This is a genomic window from Mesorhizobium sp. M0615 (assembly GCF_040320805.1).
In the GTDB taxonomy this organism is placed as follows: Bacteria; Pseudomonadota; Alphaproteobacteria; order Rhizobiales; family Rhizobiaceae; genus Mesorhizobium.
The window spans coordinates 17,736-35,309 of the sequence record NZ_JAMYQI010000027.1; the positions used below are offsets into that span (position 1 = coordinate 17,736).

Below are 17,574 nucleotides of genomic sequence, written 5' to 3' on the forward strand. Positions count from 1 at the left end.
AACGGGCCGTCTCGCCTGTCACTCGGATGTCTGCTTTTGGGATGATGCTATGACCGCTGAGCAGCCATTGCGCCATTCATCGGGGCAGCGCACAATGGTCGCCTGCCCCGATGCTACCCGCATCAACTGCCGAACCCGCTCATTTCGAGATGGTCTGCGCCGCTTGGTCTATCGTATCCGCAATCACTTAGGCTGAGTCATAAAGAGCGCATGGCTTGCCGACACTGTGGTCACCTTGGCGCCGATGCGATGCGCCAGGTGAAGCAGCATGGCCTAGTCGAATGCTTTGTCTTCTGTGGCGATTACAGCCCAGCTTGGCTTCGACGCCAAGCCGCGTTGTTGAGCTTCGTGCCGAAGGCCGACATGTTTATCGGGACCTGCGAGTCCCGCATGAAGGCGACGTCTTGGTCACTAACGTCATGAGCGAAACCGGACTTGAAATTCTCCGGCTTCACGAAGCCGAAGCCATTATCGGTGGTTTCGACAACAAACCCGGCAGCAGGTGCAAAACCTTCGTACTGCTGACCAGTTGTCTCCCCGGCATCTGGCGAAAGCGCAGAAACGTAGACCAGCCCGCGACCTTGGGATTGACCCCTGCTTCCGCGATGACGGTGCCGCCCCAGAAGTGCCCAACGAGAACGGTCGGGCCATCCTGACGATCAAGAACACGCTTGGTTGAAGCGACATCATCCTCCAGTGACGTCAATGGGTTCTGGACGATCGTGACGCGATAGCCGCGTTGGGTGAGTTCGTCATAGACCCCGCGCCAGCCAGAACCATCGGCAATAAGTTCTCGGCCGACCCGGACTATGTCGATGTCACCTCCCCGATAACGGAAGGACGAGTTGCGTGCGATCACATGCAGGTCACGGAACCGCGCCAATTCTGTAATGATGTCTTCAGTAAGCCCATCACTGAAATATCGCTGTTCGAGATCGCTGCTCATGTTTGTGAACGGAAGAACTGCGAGCGAGGGGGGCGTGTGCGACGATCGAAGCGTTCGCGGTTGCTGCGCAGGTGATGACTGTAGAGGATCCGCGTCCATTAAGCGGAAGGCTCGTACGGGCGTCGAGATGTTCTTCAGTTTCTGCTCGCCCATCTCCTCGAATTGACAGGCGACCTTATTGCGCACCTCGTCGTGAATTTTGCCGGAAACGCAGATACCGCCGGGGTCGGCTAGGGCCTCTAGCCGCGCAGCTATGTTGACACCTTCGCCAAAGACGTCAGTTCCCTGGCCAATCACGTCACCAAGATTGATGCCGATCCGCAAATCGATGCGTTGTTTCTCCGACGCCAATGCATTCGCGGCCGCCATTTCTCGCTGCACGTCTACTGCCGCTGCAACGGCGTTTATGGCACTGCCGAACTCGATCAGCATTCCATCGCCCATAAGTTTCACGACACGCCCGCCATGAGCGATGACGGTCGGCGCGAGAATAGAAGCGCGCCGTTCTGTCAATGCAGCAAGCGTCCCAGATTCATCGTCTTCCATGAGCCTGCTGTAACCGACGACGTCAGCCATTAGCAGGGCGGCGAGGCGACGTTCCATGGACCCTTTCCGAGAGAGGGAGCTAATACCAAATCCTTACACGAATACTGCCTTGCGAGCGAACGCGCTTTCAGTTTGCATCTCGGTTTCGGCACTGGAGGCTCTTCATCAGTCGTGTTCGCGCAGCCGGATCGCATACAGCGTCCCCGTGCTCCAACCACTGATGGCCAGTCGCTCGCTCTCTAATCTTGGGAAGGCGCGCCAGTTGCATAGCGCACCCATGACCAAAAGCTCCCTCCAAGTCATGTCCGCTATCGGGCAACAGCGAATTGGCTCCGAATGACCAAGATGCTGAAGGGTTTCGGGTGCCGTCAGCGTTGGGGCCGGAACTTGCCCTTCCGGTTTCGGAACGAAGTTGTCGACAAGCAGCCCTTCGGCCTTTGACGGCGTTCGTCGCTGTTAATGCTACCTGCTCTGTTTGATTGTCGGCAGCGATGCGCGAAGCTAGCCGTTGCTGGCACCACATTGCCGAGCCTCATCGGCCTGGCAACTGACCGATCATGTTGCAATCGACCGTGGGGCCGGAACGCTCGGTGTACGCGGCGTAGATTACCTGATCCATGTTCATGGAGATTTCGCGAACCAGCTTTCGACGGACTGCGGTGACGAACATTGCGGCGTCGGTGACGCCGATCGCAAATGCGTCCGGTCCGCCGATGACGCAGCGCTCGAAATATGATTGCAGCCTGGAGGGGTCGTACCGCGCAAACCCGTCGGCCTCGCCAATGCGGGGTAGTGTGATAGGCAGCCCGTTGATCGTCACACCTTCCGCGAGAAGAAACTGCCGGATGGGGTCAATGAGTGCTCCGGCATTGTTCGGTCCGTCGCCGGATACATCAATAACACGGCGCGGGCTGCGCAAGCCGCTCTTCGCGAACAGCCCATTCGCGGCCTGCAACGCGCCAGAAATCGACGTTCCCCGGCCTTCAGTCAACGACAGAGCAGCGAGCCTGTCCGCCAAAGTCAGAGCATCCTCGCGGCTTTCCACAATTGTCCACGGCACGATGACGGTTTGCTGACTTGGCCCCGCCCACTCCAGATAGAGCACTGCGATTCTTCCCAGGTCTCCCGCCTTGATTGCCATCGCGACATCCGCGTGGCGGAAAGCATCAACATAGCCGTCGCGCTGCACTTTTTGCTCAATTCTGCTCATCGACGGCGAGACGTCCACGGCAAGGATCAATTGCAAATCGACTTCGGCCAGGCCGCCCGCGGGACGGTCCGTCGAGTGAGCCTGTGGCGCTGTCGCGAAGAACAGGGTGAGCAAGAAGGCGCCCGCTAGCCGCAGCGCTGGTCTTGCACCCATGTTTCCAATCCGCACTAAGCAGTCCATAGCGAACCTCTCTCATCGACAATGGAGTGTGGAATTGTCGGTCCGGGGCATTTGCCAAGTCACGAACGGCTTACGATCATTCGCCGAAATCCGAGCTCCCCGCACGGGCTGGATGATGATCAGTCTTCGCAGCGCGAAACCGTGCTAGTATGGAACTGCGGCTTCGTGCTTGAGGGGAACCGGCTTGAATAGCTCGCCGCCTACAACGTTCGTACTCAACGGCGTGACCGCCGACGTGAGCAGGGAGACCTTGCGCGACCAGTTCAACAGGACAATCGCAGTTCGCCACCAGACCTTCGCGGTACTTCGCCACCTTCTGGAGAACGCTGATCGAGTCATCACCAAGGATGAGCTGATGAAGGCGGTCTGGAACGGGCTAGCCGTCACCGATGACAGCCTGGTCCAATGCATTCACGAGATCCGTGCGGCGCTCAACGACAGTCGCCAAGCCGTCGTGCAGACAGTGCCGAGGCGCGGTTACAGGTTGGTCCTTCCCTCAAATGCCCGACCAAGAATGATTACAATTCTGGCGGCAGAATTGGCCGCCGGGGTCCGGCCGGCAGGCCAGGATGAGCGGAGCATTGCTGCACCTACCCCGGCCTACAGGAAGGTCCTTGATCGGCTGCTGATAGAACATGCCGGTCATGTCTTCGCGAGCGTCGATGAGACAGTCCTTGCGGAGTTTGCTGGCCCTGTCGAGGCGTTGCGGTGTGCGAACGAGATCCAGTATGAGGTCGATAGACGGAACTGCGAGGTTCCCGAGACAAAGCGGCTGCGCTTCCGCATCGGCGTTGACCTCGGTTACGTCGTCGCCGAGGGCGAGCACCTCAGGGGCGAGGCCGTCGAGGTCGCAGCTTATCTTCAAACCTTGTCACGCCCCGGCGGGATTTGCATCACGGAAGCAGTCCGCTCCCAGGCTCAGGACCACCTCTCGCTGGAATTCATCGATCTCGGCGAGCACAAACTGAAGGATGTCGCTCGTGCCTTGCGCATCTACCGCGTATGTCTTGCGTCCGAGGAACCGGTCAGGTCGCCATTTCGCGGTCTCGATGCCTTCGAATTCGAAGATGCCTATCTATTCTTCGGCCGAGCGCGGGCGATTGCCGCCTGCACTGCCAGACTGGAGCAGCAGGCAGCAAGCGGCACGGCATTCCTGCTCATCTACGGAATGAGCGGTTGTGGCAAGTCTTCCCTCCTGTCCGCTGGCCTGCTGCCGTCATTGACGCGACCTGGAGCCGTGGCAGGCATATCCTTGTGGCGCCGCTGCCTGATCCGCCTCTCCGAAGGACCGGATGCATTCGCTGTGTTGGCTGCGGCGCTGCTTCACAGCGCCGCAGTGCCGGAGCTGTCCTCAGAAGCAACAGCCGCGGAGTTTGCTCGACTCTGCAGGAGCACGCCGGATCGAGCCCTGGCGATGGTCCGACAGGCACTTCGCAGGGCCGCCGGGCCGGCCCGCTCGCAGGTCAGACTGCTTGTGGTCATCGATCAACTTGAGGAGCTGTTCACGACGGAGAAGCAGCCGGCGATGCGCGAGGCCCTTGTGCGGTTCATGGCGGTGCTGGCCGCGAGCGGACTGGTGTGGGTGATAGCGGCGATCCGTTCGGATTTCTTTCACCGCTGCGGTGAGGTCCAAGGTTTCTCGGCGCTCAAGGACGGCCTCGACTTCTGCCACCAACCGGCCCAGAGATCGCGCAGATGATCCGCGAACCTGCGGTCGTGGCCGGGCTCCGCTTCGAGGAGAGCGCCGAGTTGGGGCGGCTCGATGACGTGCTGCAGGCGGCAGCAACTGCCGACCCCGGATCATTGCCGCTTCTCGAGTTTGTCCTCGACGCGTTGTACCAAGCCAGTGGCGACCGACGCGTTCTCACCTTTGCGCATTATCATGCGCTTGGCGGGCTCGAAGGCGCAATCGCGCGCCGCGCCGACGAAGTCCTGGACTTGCTGGCGCCCGGGATCCAGGAGGCCTTGCCCGCGGTGCTGCGCGCCCTCACCACGGCGAACCTGGGCGATGAAACGGTCACGGCACGTGCGGCCCTATATACCGAAGTTGCGGGCACTCCCGCGCGATCGGCCCTCGTCAGGGCATTAATCGATGCCCGGCTCCTCGTCAGCGACGAGGACGCCGCAGGGCATGTCTTCGTTCGTCTTGCGCATGAGGCACTGTTGAGCCGTTGGCCGCGCGCCGGTGGCATTGTGAATGCAAACCGCGACTTCCTCGCGACGCGCGAACGCCTGAGGGCTGACGCCCACCGATGGCACCTGGAAAGCAGGAATCGAGAGCTTCTCCTTCCGTCCGGCAAACGTCTGGCGGAGGGAGAAGAGTTGATGCTGTCAAGGCGGCAGGAGGTCGACGATGCCGTCCTTGAATACATCGAGGAGTCCTTGCGTGCCCATCGGCAGAAGGAGGAGAAGGACCGTCGCGCGGAGCTGGCGCTGATCGAGGCCGCCCAAGAGGCAAAACGCGAGCGCCTTGAGCGCGAGGCCGAGCGCCGGAGCCTCGCGGCTGCCGCAGCAAACCGGCTTGCCCGACGGACGCGGAACGCCGCTATCGTGGCAATAATGCTCGCTCTTATGGCGGGTGCAGGCGCACTGGTCGCGTTCAAAGCGCGGGAGGAAGCAAGAGGCCAACGCGATCAGGCGCTGCGCAATCAGTTCCTTTCGCTCTCGTTCCTCTCGGAGCGGTCCGCCGCGGCGGGCAACACCGAGGCTGCGATCCGGTTGGCGCTTGAGGCGCTACCCTCGAAAGAGCAACCCGAGCGGCCATATCTCTTTGAGGCGGAGGCAGCTCTCTTCAAGGCGCTGCTGGCGCACCGGCAGATCAAAACCCTCCGCCCTGGCGCCAGTGTGGCGCATGCGGCATTCAGTCCTACAGGTGATCGCATCGTCACCACATCCTATGACAAGACTGCAGCAGTCTGGGACATCTCCAGCGGTGCCGAAACTGCAATTCTAAAAGGTCATGAAGGGCCCGTGGAGAGGGCCGAATTCAGCCCCGACGGGAGCCGTATCCTGACGGCCGCGAGGGACGGCACGGCACGTCTCTGGGACGCCGTCTCGGGAGAGCAGCTCTACATCCTGCGGCCGGTAGGCAATTACCCGACGGCAATCTTCAGCCCGGATGGCACCCGGGTGCTGACGGCGGGAGAGAACAGCGATGCAACGCTCTGGGATGCTTGGACCGGAAAGAAAGTCCTAGGTGTAAGCAGCGACGCATATACGCGTGCTGCTTTCAGTTCAGACGGCCGCAGCTTCGCGACGGCAGGCAAGCATTTTATTTCGATCTGGAATACCGCAGACGGCGTGCTGACGCGGTCGATCCGAGTGACCTCCTGGCCCTACACCTTGGCGTTCAGCCCGGACGGAAGCCGGATGGTGGCCGGCCCGTGGGGTTGGCATTCACACCGCGACACTTCCAGTCTTTTCGATTTGTCGAAAGGAACGGAGATCGCAAAGTTGGCCGGCAGCAAGAGCGACACTCAATTGAACGGCGTGATTTTCAGCCACGGGGGTCAGCAGATCGCCACCATATCACTGGATGGCACTGCCCGGATTTGGGATGGAGCGTTGGGAACGCCGGATGATGAGCTCGGCCAGGAGGTTTCAGGGTTGAAACCTGACATCGGCACAGATGAACGCGATGTGGAGATGAACGGTGCTTTCACCCCGGACGACCGCTTCCTTGCGACCGCCTCGATCGATGGGCCGATCCGCGTCTGGGACGTTGAACGCGCCTCGTTGGTCCCGACCATCGCCGGTCATGAATCTTTGGTTGAGCATCTGGAATTCAGCCCGGTTGACAGCAACATTCTTCTCACTGCTTCACACGATGGCACCGCTCGGCTGTGGGATGTCGACGGTGCCCTGACGACGGCGCTCTCACATGAATATCGCCCCACTTTCGCGGTCTTCAGTCCCGACAAGGTCCACCTGCTGACCGGCGGAGGCGACAGCGCAGCGCACCTGTGGAATGTCGTGAGCCGGCGCGAGATAATCCGCCTCGACACGCACGAGATCATTCAAAACGCCTCGTTCAGCCCAGATGGGAGGCGCGTCGCCACGGCGTCTCTAGAGGGCGCGGTCCGAATTTTTGACGTGGCCACGGGACACGAGACCGCCCAGTTCCGATCAGATGCCGGACTGATCAAGATCCAGTTTGGTCGCGATGGCAAATCGCTTGTTTGCGCATGGATCAACGGCACCGCCCAACTGTGGGACGCGATGACCGGCGCCAAACTGGCTGTCATCCATACAAGCATCAATCTGCCGCAAACCATTCTTAGCCCTGACGGACGTCGGATCCTCTCGGCCAGGGAAGACAATGTGGGACACCTCCTGACGACGAGCGGAGCCGAACTACGTGCTCTTGTGGGGCATCAGGATCGCATCACGGCAGGGGCCTTCAACCCTGACGGGCAGCTCCTCGCCACGGGCTCACTCGACCACACGGCCCGAATTTGGTCGACCACCGGGACAAGCGTTAGAACGCTGGAGGGACATACCGGCGCGGTGACGGTAGTCGCCTTCAGTCCCGACAGCCAGTCGCTGCTGACTGCTTCACGCGATGGAACCGCCCGGATCTGGAGCGTCGCAGGCGATCCGGAAAGGGTTCTCAGGGGCCACAGCGGCGCGCTTGACAGCGCCGAGTTCAGCCCCAATGGCCTGTATGTCGTGACCGCGTCGACCGAAGATCGAACGGTGCGGTTGTGGGCGGCGCAATCGGGGCGCCAGATTGCCGTCCTTGGGAGCCAGGACGAAGCAACCTTTCTACGGGGCTTTACACGCGCAGCTTTCAGTTCCGACGGCACCCATGTCGCGATTGTTTCCGGCGAACAAAGAGTCAGCATCGTTCGCGTCTTCCAGACACCCAACGAGCTTATTGAATTCGCCCGGCGTACCGTCCCTCGCGAACTGACCCCTTGCGAGCGGCGAAGCTTCTTCCTTCCTGAAGTCCCTGCAAACGGCACCTGTCCGGGCTGAGGCGACAACGGTCAGACTTTGTGAGCAGCCTTCGGGCGTCGTCAGGTCGGCGGCCACGACCTCAAGCGAAGGATACCTCCCGGATGATCTGTCGAACAATTTGTTCGGTCAGGCACAGAGATGGTTATTGCTTGGAATAATCGGAGGGCTTGCTAACCTAGCGAGAAGAAAAGCCCCCACAATTGCCCAAGTGCACCGGCCATTCCTACGGCTGGGTAGGGTGTTCGCGCTCGGCAATCTTTGCCAAGAGCTTCCGTGAGGCCTCTAGGATGCTTCGTGTCTCTTGGATGGTCGATTGTAGGGATTCCAGTTCTCTCTCCGCCCAGCGCTGGCTACGGCGGGCGCCTTCGATGAACTGGTGGTCGGATTCCCACTGGTCTTTCAGGCGACTTAGCCTCTCTTCCAGGTGGCGCATGTTTCCGTCGTCACGGCTACATCCGAGGAATCGACCGCTTAGGTAGGAATGTGTGGTTGTCGCCACGGTTCCATACAATTTTTGGAAGGCATTCCCCTACGGCCGTGTCCCAACCCGCCGATTCAATTGGCTTGTGCTGCTGAAATGGGTCAAAAAAACAAATAGGCATGGAAACCAAAAAGCTCTTTGCGTTCGGCGCACTAAAAGGTCGGGAGGTGTGCGATGAGCACCTTTTTGCCGCTTTTCGTTAAGCTGGTAGACCGGAAATCAATGACGGTTGCCTCCATCTGTGAGGCCGAGGAAGCGCTCCAGGGGCAGTGGCCAAATAAGGAAGCGGCGGCCTATAGGAATGCGTGCCGATTAATTGCGGAGGCCAAGGATGGAAGCTGCAGTCCGGCCGTAGCATTTGCGGCGTTCAAGGCCGCCGCTATCGACCAGCGCTTGCTGCAGCCGGCCAAGACGGAGTCCCGCCCTCGGCATGTCGGGCAACGTGCCATAAACCATCGTGATGATGAACCGCCGTCCCCTAGTATCAAATAGGGACCGACACAGGGGATCTCGCTTGGTCGCGCGACGGTGGGCTCGCACCGACCGGGGCAGGTGATGCGAGCCCGGCCGAGTCTTGCGGGACCTCGACCAGCAGCGAACACCCACTCGCTGCCGTGCTATCAACAAGCCCCCAAATTTCAGGTTCCGCTAATGTACAAAAAAGCCCTCCAACCGTTGAGTTAGTGGGCAGTTTTGGGAGACACTGATATGGGAACAGTGCGACCGCCCGAAGTGTTTCGAGGCGACGATGTTCCAAGGGGATTCACAGTGCGGGCGTTTCTATGCTGAAGGGATGGACACTGTTTTCGATGATATCGGCCAGGCCTCAGGGGGTCCCGCCAGGACTTGTGGCGCCCCGTCCGCGCCTTCGCCCTCGATCTTGCCGCCACGCTGTTCCTGGGCGTCGCAGTCGGCCTTGGTGTTGGCTTTAGAATGGCGATCGCGGGTTAGATCGCGTCCTTCCTTCGTTTGTATGTTTCGTTTGGCATTGGTAGCAGTGCCCATATGTTTGCCAGCCGGCGCTAAGTATCACCGGTCAGGCCCAGTGGCCCGCCCGTTAGCGCCCCCCGCAACAAGGCTGCTGGGCCGTCCTATGTACCGCCGAGGCGAAAAAGCCGCTGCGCGACATCGACTAGCGCCAGTGAACTGCGCGAACTATTTGCGCGCAAACGCATAGGCGGCGGGGTGTCCGGGGAACAGGCCTCGGGCGGGTGAGTTGGGTGGTTGCAGCGTGTCCCGCTGCCAACCGATGTCGACGGTTGAGGCCCGCGCTCCGCTTTACAGGCTGGCGCGGGCCGCTCGTCTAGATTTGCCTTCTCAGGCCATTCGCAGCCGGCGAAGTCTTTGGGCAACGTAGTGCGGACCTGGGCCCGCGAGCGGTCGTCCGGTCGTCAGGAAGCCGTCCAGCATAGCTAGTAATTCGCGCGCTGCGCCGGATGAGCAGTAGTAGTAGATTACTTGACCGTCGCGTCGGGTGTCGACAAGGCCGAAGGCGCGGAGCTTGGCAAGATGCTGCGACAAAGCCGACTGGCTGAGTTGAACTTTCTCGGCGAGGACACCGGCCGAAAGTTCGCCGCCGGCCAGGTGGTTCATGATCAAAAGCCGCTTCTCATTTCCCATCAAGCTGAGAAAGGCAGAGACGGTTTTGGCACTGGCGGCAAGGTTTCTTGAAATCATCGAATCAGACTAAGGTCCTACCCAAGATAGAACTTAAGTCTGCAGCAACGCGGAATCAAACCCTCGGTTCCGCCAAAAAAAAGCAAATTCCTATTGATCCTCATCCTCACGCAAATCCTGCAGCGATGCATGCCGCAGGTCATCCTCGCCGCGCAGGTGCTTTACGCGGCCGATCAGCCCCGGCTTGACCCATTGCGTCGCAGGCCGCTTCATGACGCCCTTGGGCGCCGTGCCTGGGTGCTCTTGGACGCGTTTCCATAGCCTCTCGCGCATTTCCCGGTTCAAGGTGACGAACGCGCTGCCGACATAGCGCCCTGTGCCCCGCTCAGCCATGAGAGCGAAAGCCGGCTTGCCCGCTTCACGCTCGACGCCGAGCAGATCGAACTCGTCGATCGCATAGCACTTGGCCTTCAGCCAGTTGGTCGACGGACCGCTGCGGTGTTTGCTGTCCTTCCGCTTCGACACCATGCCTTCAAGCCCAGCCTGGTCGAGCAAGTGGAAGATCACCTTGGCTTCGCCGGGCAGAGGCTCGCTGAACTGAATACGCCGCCCGGGCTCGATCATGCTGGCCAGGATCTCGCGCCGCTCCTCAAGCGCCATGTCGCGCAGATCGTGCCCATTGAGGTGCAATAGATCGAAGGCGACGAAATAGAGGTCTTGCTGTCGGCGGGTGATCGCCTTGCGCAGATCGCCGAAGTCCGAAAGGCCAGCTTCGTTCAAGATGATGATCTCACCGTCGACAATCGCGCTTTCGGCACCAAGACTCTTTGCCTCCCCCACCAGGTCGCGATATTTCGCGGTCCAGTCGTGGCCGCGGCGAGTGTAGATCCGCGTCCCATCTTCATCGACGATCAGCTGGGGAACGGTAGCCGTCGAACTTGACCTCGTGGGTCCAGCCTTCACCCTCGGGAGGCTTCTCCACAAGGGTCGGCATCAACGGCTCGATGAACTTCAAACGCATGCACAGACCCACCCTCCGGCGATTCAATAAGATAAAGCTAAAATAGTTCCAAAACCGGAAATCAGCCTTTTGGTGCAACAAACACGTCAACTCGACGTTGCGGGATGAGCGAAGGAGGAAACGATATGGCCGATGACAAGAGCAAGCGGGATTTTCGCGATCGGGACCGTGTCTCGGCCGACGAGAATTATGAAGTTGAATATTTCGCAACAAAGATCGGCATCACACCCAGCAGGTCAAAGAGCTGATCGCAAAGCACGGCAACCAACGCGAGACTTTGGAGCGGGTAGCCAAGGCGCTGCGGAAACAATGACCAGGCTATCTGATCTCGGCAGACCACTGATCGCATGACATGAAGGCCCGCCCGCGAGCGAACTTGATCATTTCATCCCTTGCCCTGTTTGCGCCAACAGATCGACATGCGCGATTTTCGCCAGGTCGCTTATCATGCCGATCCGGATCACGATCAGCCTCTCGCACTGGACGCTTAGGACCAAAAGTGCCGAAATACCATGTTGAGGAAATGGACGGCGATACCGTGACGGCTACCCACATCGTCCACGCGACAACGCCGATCAGGGCGGCGCGGGAAGCGACAGAGCGCGACGTCACTCTGCGCACCAGCGAGCCCATCTGGATCAGGGTTGCCGACGAAAAGCGCGGCCACATATTCGAATACAGTTTCAGCCTGTAGCTGGCGATCCAACTCGGCTAGCTGAGTTTTTGGATGGCATACCATGCCGTCGACCTCGATACGCAAGTTCGACTATGACCCCAACACCAGGGTTCTCTCGGTTTGGTTTGTAGCGAGCGGGAAGCATTACGAGGTTTTGGACGTACCTGCTGATGCCGTTGCTGCGTTCAAAGTTGCCTTTGCCAAGGGCGTCTATTTTAACAGCCACATCCGCAATCGTTATACAGTCCGGCTCGCGCCAGAGCGCTGACATCTGGAGACGCCGGGCTTGTGCAGGGATGGCCCGCGCCTGCTTCCGAGCGCGGGCCGACTATGATGAGTGAGGGGCCATCTTGGTCACCGGCAGGACCGCTGAGAACGAGCCGGGTGTGACCGAACAGCCTCGGAGCGAGGATGTTCCCGGCTGACGCAAAAAGACTGAAGGCCGCAATTAGCACCAACTTATTAGGTCCGGATCATTTTAACGAATCGTTGACCGCGCTGTCCCAGAATAGGACGGCGCGGTCAAACCCCAACCTTGGCTGCGCAGGCGGCTTCGGCACTCAGTTCCACCCCCGAGCTGTCGGAGCCGCCACTCACACCACACTTATACCAGCAATGGTTGAATCAACCGTTACTGCACGTGCTTTCTATGGCGCTTCCCTGATCGTTAGACTTTGACGGAGCAAACAGGGGATTCACAGATTCGGAGATTCGAGCGATGGAAACGATCTTCGATGACATCGCCAAGTCCCTCAGAGCGCCCCGCACAGACGCATGGCGCCCTGTACGCGCCTTCGCCATCGACATGGCCGGCAAGCTGTTCCTTGGCGTCGCCCTGGACCTTGGCTTCGGAATGGCGATCGCGGGTTATACCCGACCTATCGGTTCGGGCGGTCCGTAGCCAAAGCGTTGTAAAGCACCAAACACGCCAGCAACGAAATGACGCTGCCCAGCAGGTCGCCTAGGGTCGGGCCGAAAAAATAGACAAGATCGAGCGCCAGTACCGCCATCGCTCTCGGACACTGCCGGACATTAACCGTTAGTCGCCGCTAATGTTCCGGTCTGGATAACCTGTTCAATCTTTTGGTTGAACTTGCGCCATTCGCCAACAATCCATAGTTGGGCGAAGCAATCAAGCTTGCGAATGAATACGCCTCCGGAGACGTCCCCATCGGCCAAGAGGTTTTGAGGCCATCGGAGCGTCGCGGAAAGAAATGATAGAGAGTTGGCGAAAGAGGCGGAACGCTATCCGGTTTGGCAAGCTCGCTCCCACACCACGCAACATCATCCAAAGTACCGCGAGGAATAGGAATGGCTAAAGTCCGCAAACGCACCCTGCCCTCCGTCGAAGTCCGCTGGCTGGCCGACTATTTCGATGCCGGCGGCAATCGCCGCTCCAAGCAGTTCGACAAGCGCAAGGATGCCGACAGCTATCCGGTAAAGGTGCGACGTGACCTGCAGCTATGATTCGAATCCAGGTTCCCCAGAAAGCGATTTTTCCGTTTGATCATTAGAATATTTCGTGTCAGTCGGACGCACGGTCGGTAATTTTTGTTCCCGTTTCGAGCTTGCGGATGGCGCTTTCGCCGAGCGCCGGATCTCGGTTGAGGAAGGCTGTGGCCGGTGATCGTTGCGATTTCCGGCACCCAGGCCTCGACGAGCGCCAGGCGCGTTACAGCAGTCCCGCGAATGTCATTGAAGGTCACTCCGACCACCCCGGCCGAGGCGCAGGCCTTGCGCCAGATGATCGAAAGCCATCTGAGGTCCATGGCACGCCGTCGCTGTTCAAAAGTATCTGCCCGACCTTGTCGCGCAGCGCCCCGAGCGCAGCCTTGAGCGGCGCGCCGACGGGAATGACCACACGAGTTCCGGTCTCGGATTGCTGCAAGCGGATCACCTTGCCGTCATACTGCTGCCAAGTGAGCCGCAGCAGGTCGCCCTGGCGCTGGCCGGTCCACAAGGCCAGTGTGAGCGGCAGATGCAGGTGCGCGGGAGCGCTGGCATAGAATGCGGCCTCGTCGGCGGCAGTCCAGACGTTAGCCACCCTGGTGCCGCGATAGAGGCGCCCGCCCTTCTCGCAAGGATTGGCTGACACAAGGCCGCGACCGTGTCCCCAGGACAGGATCCTCGCCAGCACCTGCCAGCCATAGTCTGCCTGTCGGCGCGATGCCTTGGCGCGCTCGTCGCGCCACTCCATGAAGATGCCCTGCGTGCGGCGGTCGCTCATGCCCGACAGCGGGAAGTCACCGAATTTCTTTCCGATAACCTTGATCAGCTTGACATAGTCGGCTTGCTTGCGCGGCGCCAGGTCATCCAAATCCGAGCTGGCCTGAAATTCATTCATCACGGACAGGAGCGCGCCCTGGCGCGGCTTGGCCTTGGTCGCGGCGGCAGCTTTGTAGGCCGCGATGAATTCGGGATCTCCAGGCTTGCCAGGCAAGGTGGCCCGCCCTTCCAAGCCCACTAGTAGGTGACGAGGCTGCCGTCGGCGAGTTGTTTCGTGCGGCTGTTCAGCCCCTTAAGACGAACGCGCATGATTTTTTATACACTGGTCGATGGGGTTTTCCGGTTCGCTCGTATGTGTAGCGGCGATGACCACGATCTTGCCCGTCGCCTCTACCCTGCCAGGCTCCATGTTGCCTTAGCGTGCGCTCTTGATCCGCGCGCAATACCGGCAATTTTGAAGGAGATCAGTGTGCCGGCCATTTTTGGGTTGCTCCCGCCTTTTCAGCCGCCGCGTTTTCCAAAAGATTGGTGAGGTTTTGGATTAACTGCTTGGAGCAGATCCTTGACGGGCAGCCCCATCACCTTCTCGATGCCAATTAAGACTTCCAGGACAATTCGAGCCGGCCTGAGAATGATCGAAACCGGATATTGATCGCGCCTAATTACCTCTCCTACCGGAGACGATGCATCGAAATCAGACCATCCCTACCCTTCCTGGTCGAAAGACAAGGCCAAGGTGCGGAAATTCGGACTCTTGGGACCTTCTCAGATGGTTACAGCAACCGACACAGTGAAACGCAATTGTCTATGAGATCGGCGGTTGCTGCTACACATTCACCTCACTGGGGCATGCGTTTCTTGAAGGCGGTCCGCAGCCGGTTCCGTGCACGTTTTATTTTGACTGTTAACTGTCACGCTAGTCGAATGTTGACGACTCCCCCTCGGAAGAGTTAATAATCTCCTAATATAAGCATTTTCTTAAAAACATGATCGGCAGCCGACGAGTTTGCCGACGCAAGGGGAGACGCAGCGCGACGACCAATCTCGTCGCAACATCATCATCATCATCATCAACATCGAGCCGCCATCCGTAAACGGTACTGCTGAGTCAGCCGTTCGCAAGGCGTAACATAGCGGTGGTTGGGTGGGCTGACTAAGTCTATGAGCTTTGATAGCGAGTGCTTTGTCTTTTCAGTGCGGTCGGTAAACGGATGTGGGGGCATCTGTGTATGAGTAAGGGGGTTATAATGGCTGCTTCTCAAATCGTACACGCCGACGGAATTTCGACGTTGCTTCCCGATACGCCACAGGGCGGAGATTATACCTACCGCTTAGCCGAAAATGCGCCCGTCCCCATTTCCACCGTTCTGACCATTATATCTCTCGATGGGTCGAGTAGCGATCTGGCCGAAATCGCACTTTGCTCTCCGAATGATGAGTTTTCCGCCTCGACCGATCCGAAGAAGCCCGCTGTTGCCTGCGCAGATTCAGCAGGCATCAAGCTGTGTTTGCCGGACTCGCGAGCGTGGGCGTTTGGCATTGGTACACATGCCATTGGTCTGGATGCGAACTCATTTGGTCCGGCACTCTCGTTCAGGATCAAGCCGTTAGTGGGCGAAGGCGAACTTGCCCTCACCGGTTCACAATTTTTGAGCGACCCGCCGCAAAGCGGCAGATCGATGTCGACACTTCTGGATCGAAAGAACAATTAGCAAGATAGGGGATTGGGCATGGCAACGACCATTGGCACAAGTGGCAGCGACAATCTGGTTGGTGGTAGCGGAGACGACGTGCTTCTGGGCGGCGCTGGAAGCGATCGCCTGAATGGCGGATCAGGCGCCGATACGCTCGATGGAGGCAGTGGTTTCGATGACCTTCTGGGCGGATCAGGCGCTGACCTTCTGATCTTCCGGGCCTATGAGAACCAATACAAGCTTGGGAGCACCTACGTTGCGGGATCAGGCGGATTGCCTGGCACTCTCACCGGCGGCACCGTCTACGACAACGGAGCCGCTCAGAGCGGCAGTTCTTTTGGCGGATACGACAACTACGATGGCGGAAACGGCTCGGCCAAGGGCGGAACGGGGGAGATAGACACCCTTAAGATCTACGTCAGCGTCCAACAAAGCAATGACGCCGCATTCATGCATGCGCTGAACGACGAGATCAACTATTTCAATACGGTTTGGTATCCGGCTCACAGAAATCAACAAACGCTGCAGGCTGATCAGTCATTTTACCAGTTCAAGAGCGTCAACCTGAAGGTCAGTGCGGTCGAGACAATCGCCCCTGTGACGGTCGACAACACCACAAATCATGGGCCGGTAAACACTGTCCCCCTTGCGGCGCAGATCGCTACCGAGGACACGACGAAAGCCATCGGGGGAATATCTGTCGCGGATTCCGACGGCGGGCTACTAACGACGACGATCTCGGTCAATCACGGCACCCTTACGGTGACGTCCGGACCAGGCGTCACACAGAACGGGACGAATTCTGTCATCATTACGGGTACATCGGCGCAAATCAACGCCGTGCTCTCCAGTCTGACGTATAAGGCAGTGCCGGACTATAATGGTGCGGACAACCTTACCATCGCGACTTCGGACGGGTTGGCGACCGACACGGACACGGTAGCGATTACCATCAACGCGGTCAGCGACATCGTCGCCGATACGGTCGTCACCAATGAAGACACCGCCATTACCTTCAACCCGGTGAGCGGGGCCAACGAGGTCTCGGGCGCCGACAATTTCGAGGGCAACGCGCAGATCACCGCCATCAACGGCAGTGCGATCACCGTGGGCGGGCCGGCCATTGCTGTCAGCCACGGTTCGGTCACGCTCGGCGCCGGCAATGCGCTCACTTTCACCCCGGCCGCCGACTACAACGGTCCGGCCGTATTCTCCTACACCGTCACCTCTGGCGGCGTCACCGAGACCGCCAGCATCTCCGTCACGGTGAATGCCATCAGCGACATCGTCGCCGATACGGTCCTCACCAATGAAGACACCGCCATTACCTTCAACCCGGTGAGCGGGGCCAACGAGGTCTCGGGCGCCGACAATTTCGAGGGCAGCGCGCAGATCACCGCCATCAACGGCAGTGCGATCACCGTGGGCGGGCCGGCCATTGCTGTCGGCCACGGTTCGGTCACGCTCGGCGCCGGCAATGCGCTCACTTTCACCCCGGCCGCCGACTACAACGGTCCGGCCGTATTCTCCTACACCGTCACCTCTGGCGGCGTCACCGAGACCGCCAGCATCACCATCAACGTCACCAGTGTGAACGACGCGCCGGCCGGCACCGACAATTCGACGACCATCAACGAGGACGGGACCTACACCTTCGCGGCGGCCGATTTCGGCTTCACCGATGCCAACGACAGCCCGGCCAACGCCCTGGCGGCGGTGACGATCACCACGCTGGCCAGCAACGGCGTGCTCAAGCTGAGCGGCGTCGACGTGACGGCAGGCCAATCAATCGCGCTCGCCGACATCGGCAATCTGACGTTTGTGGCGGATGCCAACGAGAACGGCTCGCCCTATGCCAACTTCACCTTCCAGGTTCAGGACAACGGCGGCACCGCCAATGGCGGCGTCGATCTCGACCAGTCGGCCAACACCTTCACCATCAACGTCACCAGTGTGAACGACGCGCCGGCCGGCACCGACAATTCGACGACCATCAACGAGGACGGGACCTACACCTT

13 protein-coding genes and 3 pseudogenes are annotated in these 17,574 nt (G+C 59.6%); 10 read left to right on the forward strand and 6 right to left on the reverse strand.

All coding sequences use genetic code 11. From position 1 onward, the window contains the following. Nucleotides 1-139 precede the first annotated feature (139 nt). The 3 genes and pseudogenes from NKI46_RS29580 to NKI46_RS29590 all read right to left on the reverse strand — a co-directional run. A pseudogene (locus tag NKI46_RS29580) lies at nt 140-784 on the reverse strand (alpha/beta fold hydrolase); the annotation flags it as partial. Nucleotides 785-1,090: 306 nt separating this feature from the next. Next, nucleotides 1,091-1,549, reverse strand: a pseudogene (locus NKI46_RS29585) (adenylate/guanylate cyclase domain-containing protein); the annotation flags it as partial. A gap of 475 nt (nt 1,550-2,024) precedes the next feature. After that, nucleotides 2,025-2,816 (reverse strand): DUF1194 domain-containing protein, encoded by a 792-nt coding sequence (locus NKI46_RS29590; RefSeq protein WP_196813734.1) that lies wholly within the window; start codon nt 2,814-2,816, stop codon nt 2,025-2,027. Nucleotides 2,817-3,132: 316 nt separating this feature from the next. Here NKI46_RS29590 and NKI46_RS29595 point away from each other — a divergent pair, with 316 nt between their 5' ends. The 3 genes from NKI46_RS29595 to NKI46_RS29605 all read left to right on the forward strand — a co-directional run bounded on the left by NKI46_RS29595 (nt 3,133) and on the right by NKI46_RS29605 (nt 8,814). After that, on the forward strand, nt 3,133-4,581 hold the full coding sequence (locus NKI46_RS29595) for an nSTAND1 domain-containing NTPase (protein ID WP_352749366.1): 1,449 nt from the start codon (nt 3,133-3,135) through the stop codon (nt 4,579-4,581). Then, nucleotides 4,578-7,859, forward strand: coding sequence for an nSTAND1 domain-containing NTPase (locus tag NKI46_RS29600; RefSeq protein ID WP_352749369.1), 3,282 nt, complete (start codon nt 4,578-4,580; stop codon nt 7,857-7,859). Before NKI46_RS29595 ends, NKI46_RS29600 begins: the two co-directional genes overlap by 4 nt. A 637-nt stretch (nt 7,860-8,496) precedes the next feature. Further along, entirely contained in the window at nt 8,497-8,814 is a 318-nt protein-coding gene (locus NKI46_RS29605) for a DUF982 domain-containing protein (RefSeq protein ID WP_023738802.1), read from the forward strand. A gap of 825 nt (nt 8,815-9,639) precedes the next feature. Here NKI46_RS29605 and NKI46_RS29610 read toward each other — a convergent pair. Both NKI46_RS29610 and NKI46_RS29615 read right to left on the reverse strand, forming a co-directional pair. After that, nucleotides 9,640-9,999: an ArsR/SmtB family transcription factor gene (locus tag NKI46_RS29610; RefSeq protein ID WP_084014313.1), complete on the reverse strand. Its 360-nt coding sequence runs from the start codon at nt 9,997-9,999 to the stop codon at nt 9,640-9,642. A gap of 90 nt (nt 10,000-10,089) precedes the next feature. Continuing rightward, a pseudogene (locus tag NKI46_RS29615) lies at nt 10,090-10,960 on the reverse strand (ATP-dependent DNA ligase). Between the two features lie 125 nt (nt 10,961-11,085). Here NKI46_RS29615 and NKI46_RS29620 point away from each other — a divergent pair. The 5 genes from NKI46_RS29620 to NKI46_RS29640 all read left to right on the forward strand — a co-directional run bounded on the left by NKI46_RS29620 (nt 11,086) and on the right by NKI46_RS29640 (nt 13,103). After that, nucleotides 11,086-11,208, forward strand: coding sequence for a DUF3606 domain-containing protein (locus tag NKI46_RS29620; protein ID WP_348524245.1), 123 nt, complete (start codon nt 11,086-11,088; stop codon nt 11,206-11,208). Nucleotides 11,209-11,459: 251 nt separating this feature from the next. Next, nucleotides 11,460-11,654, forward strand: a complete 195-nt coding sequence (locus NKI46_RS29625; RefSeq protein WP_031244300.1) for a hypothetical protein — start codon at nt 11,460-11,462, stop codon at nt 11,652-11,654. 43 nt (nt 11,655-11,697) lie between these two features. Next, nucleotides 11,698-11,904, forward strand: a complete 207-nt coding sequence (locus NKI46_RS29630) for a KTSC domain-containing protein (protein ID WP_023738797.1) — start codon at nt 11,698-11,700, stop codon at nt 11,902-11,904. Between the two features lie 450 nt (nt 11,905-12,354). Beyond that, on the forward strand, nt 12,355-12,537 hold the full coding sequence (locus NKI46_RS29635) for a hypothetical protein (protein ID WP_023738796.1): 183 nt from the start codon (nt 12,355-12,357) through the stop codon (nt 12,535-12,537). 410 nt (nt 12,538-12,947) lie between these two features. Next, complete coding sequence (locus NKI46_RS29640) at nt 12,948-13,103, forward strand: hypothetical protein (protein WP_023738794.1); 156 nt, start codon at nt 12,948-12,950, stop codon at nt 13,101-13,103. A 235-nt stretch (nt 13,104-13,338) separates the two neighbouring features. Here the strand turns inward: NKI46_RS29640 and NKI46_RS29645 are convergent, their stop codons facing one another. Further along, nucleotides 13,339-14,076 carry an integrase gene (locus NKI46_RS29645; RefSeq protein WP_352749375.1) on the reverse strand — a complete coding sequence of 246 codons (738 nt, stop codon included), beginning with the start codon at nt 14,074-14,076 and terminating at the stop codon, nt 13,339-13,341. Nucleotides 14,077-15,109: 1,033 nt separating this feature from the next. On the opposite strand from NKI46_RS29645, the gene NKI46_RS29650 reads away from it, so the two are divergent. Next, a complete protein-coding gene (locus NKI46_RS29650) occupies nt 15,110-15,574 on the forward strand; it encodes a hypothetical protein (protein ID WP_156929787.1) in 465 nt (154 codons plus the stop codon). Between the two features lie 18 nt (nt 15,575-15,592). After that, nucleotides 15,593-17,574: beta strand repeat-containing protein (locus NKI46_RS29655; protein ID WP_352749378.1), on the forward strand; the 1,982-nt coding region annotated here is incomplete at its 3' end.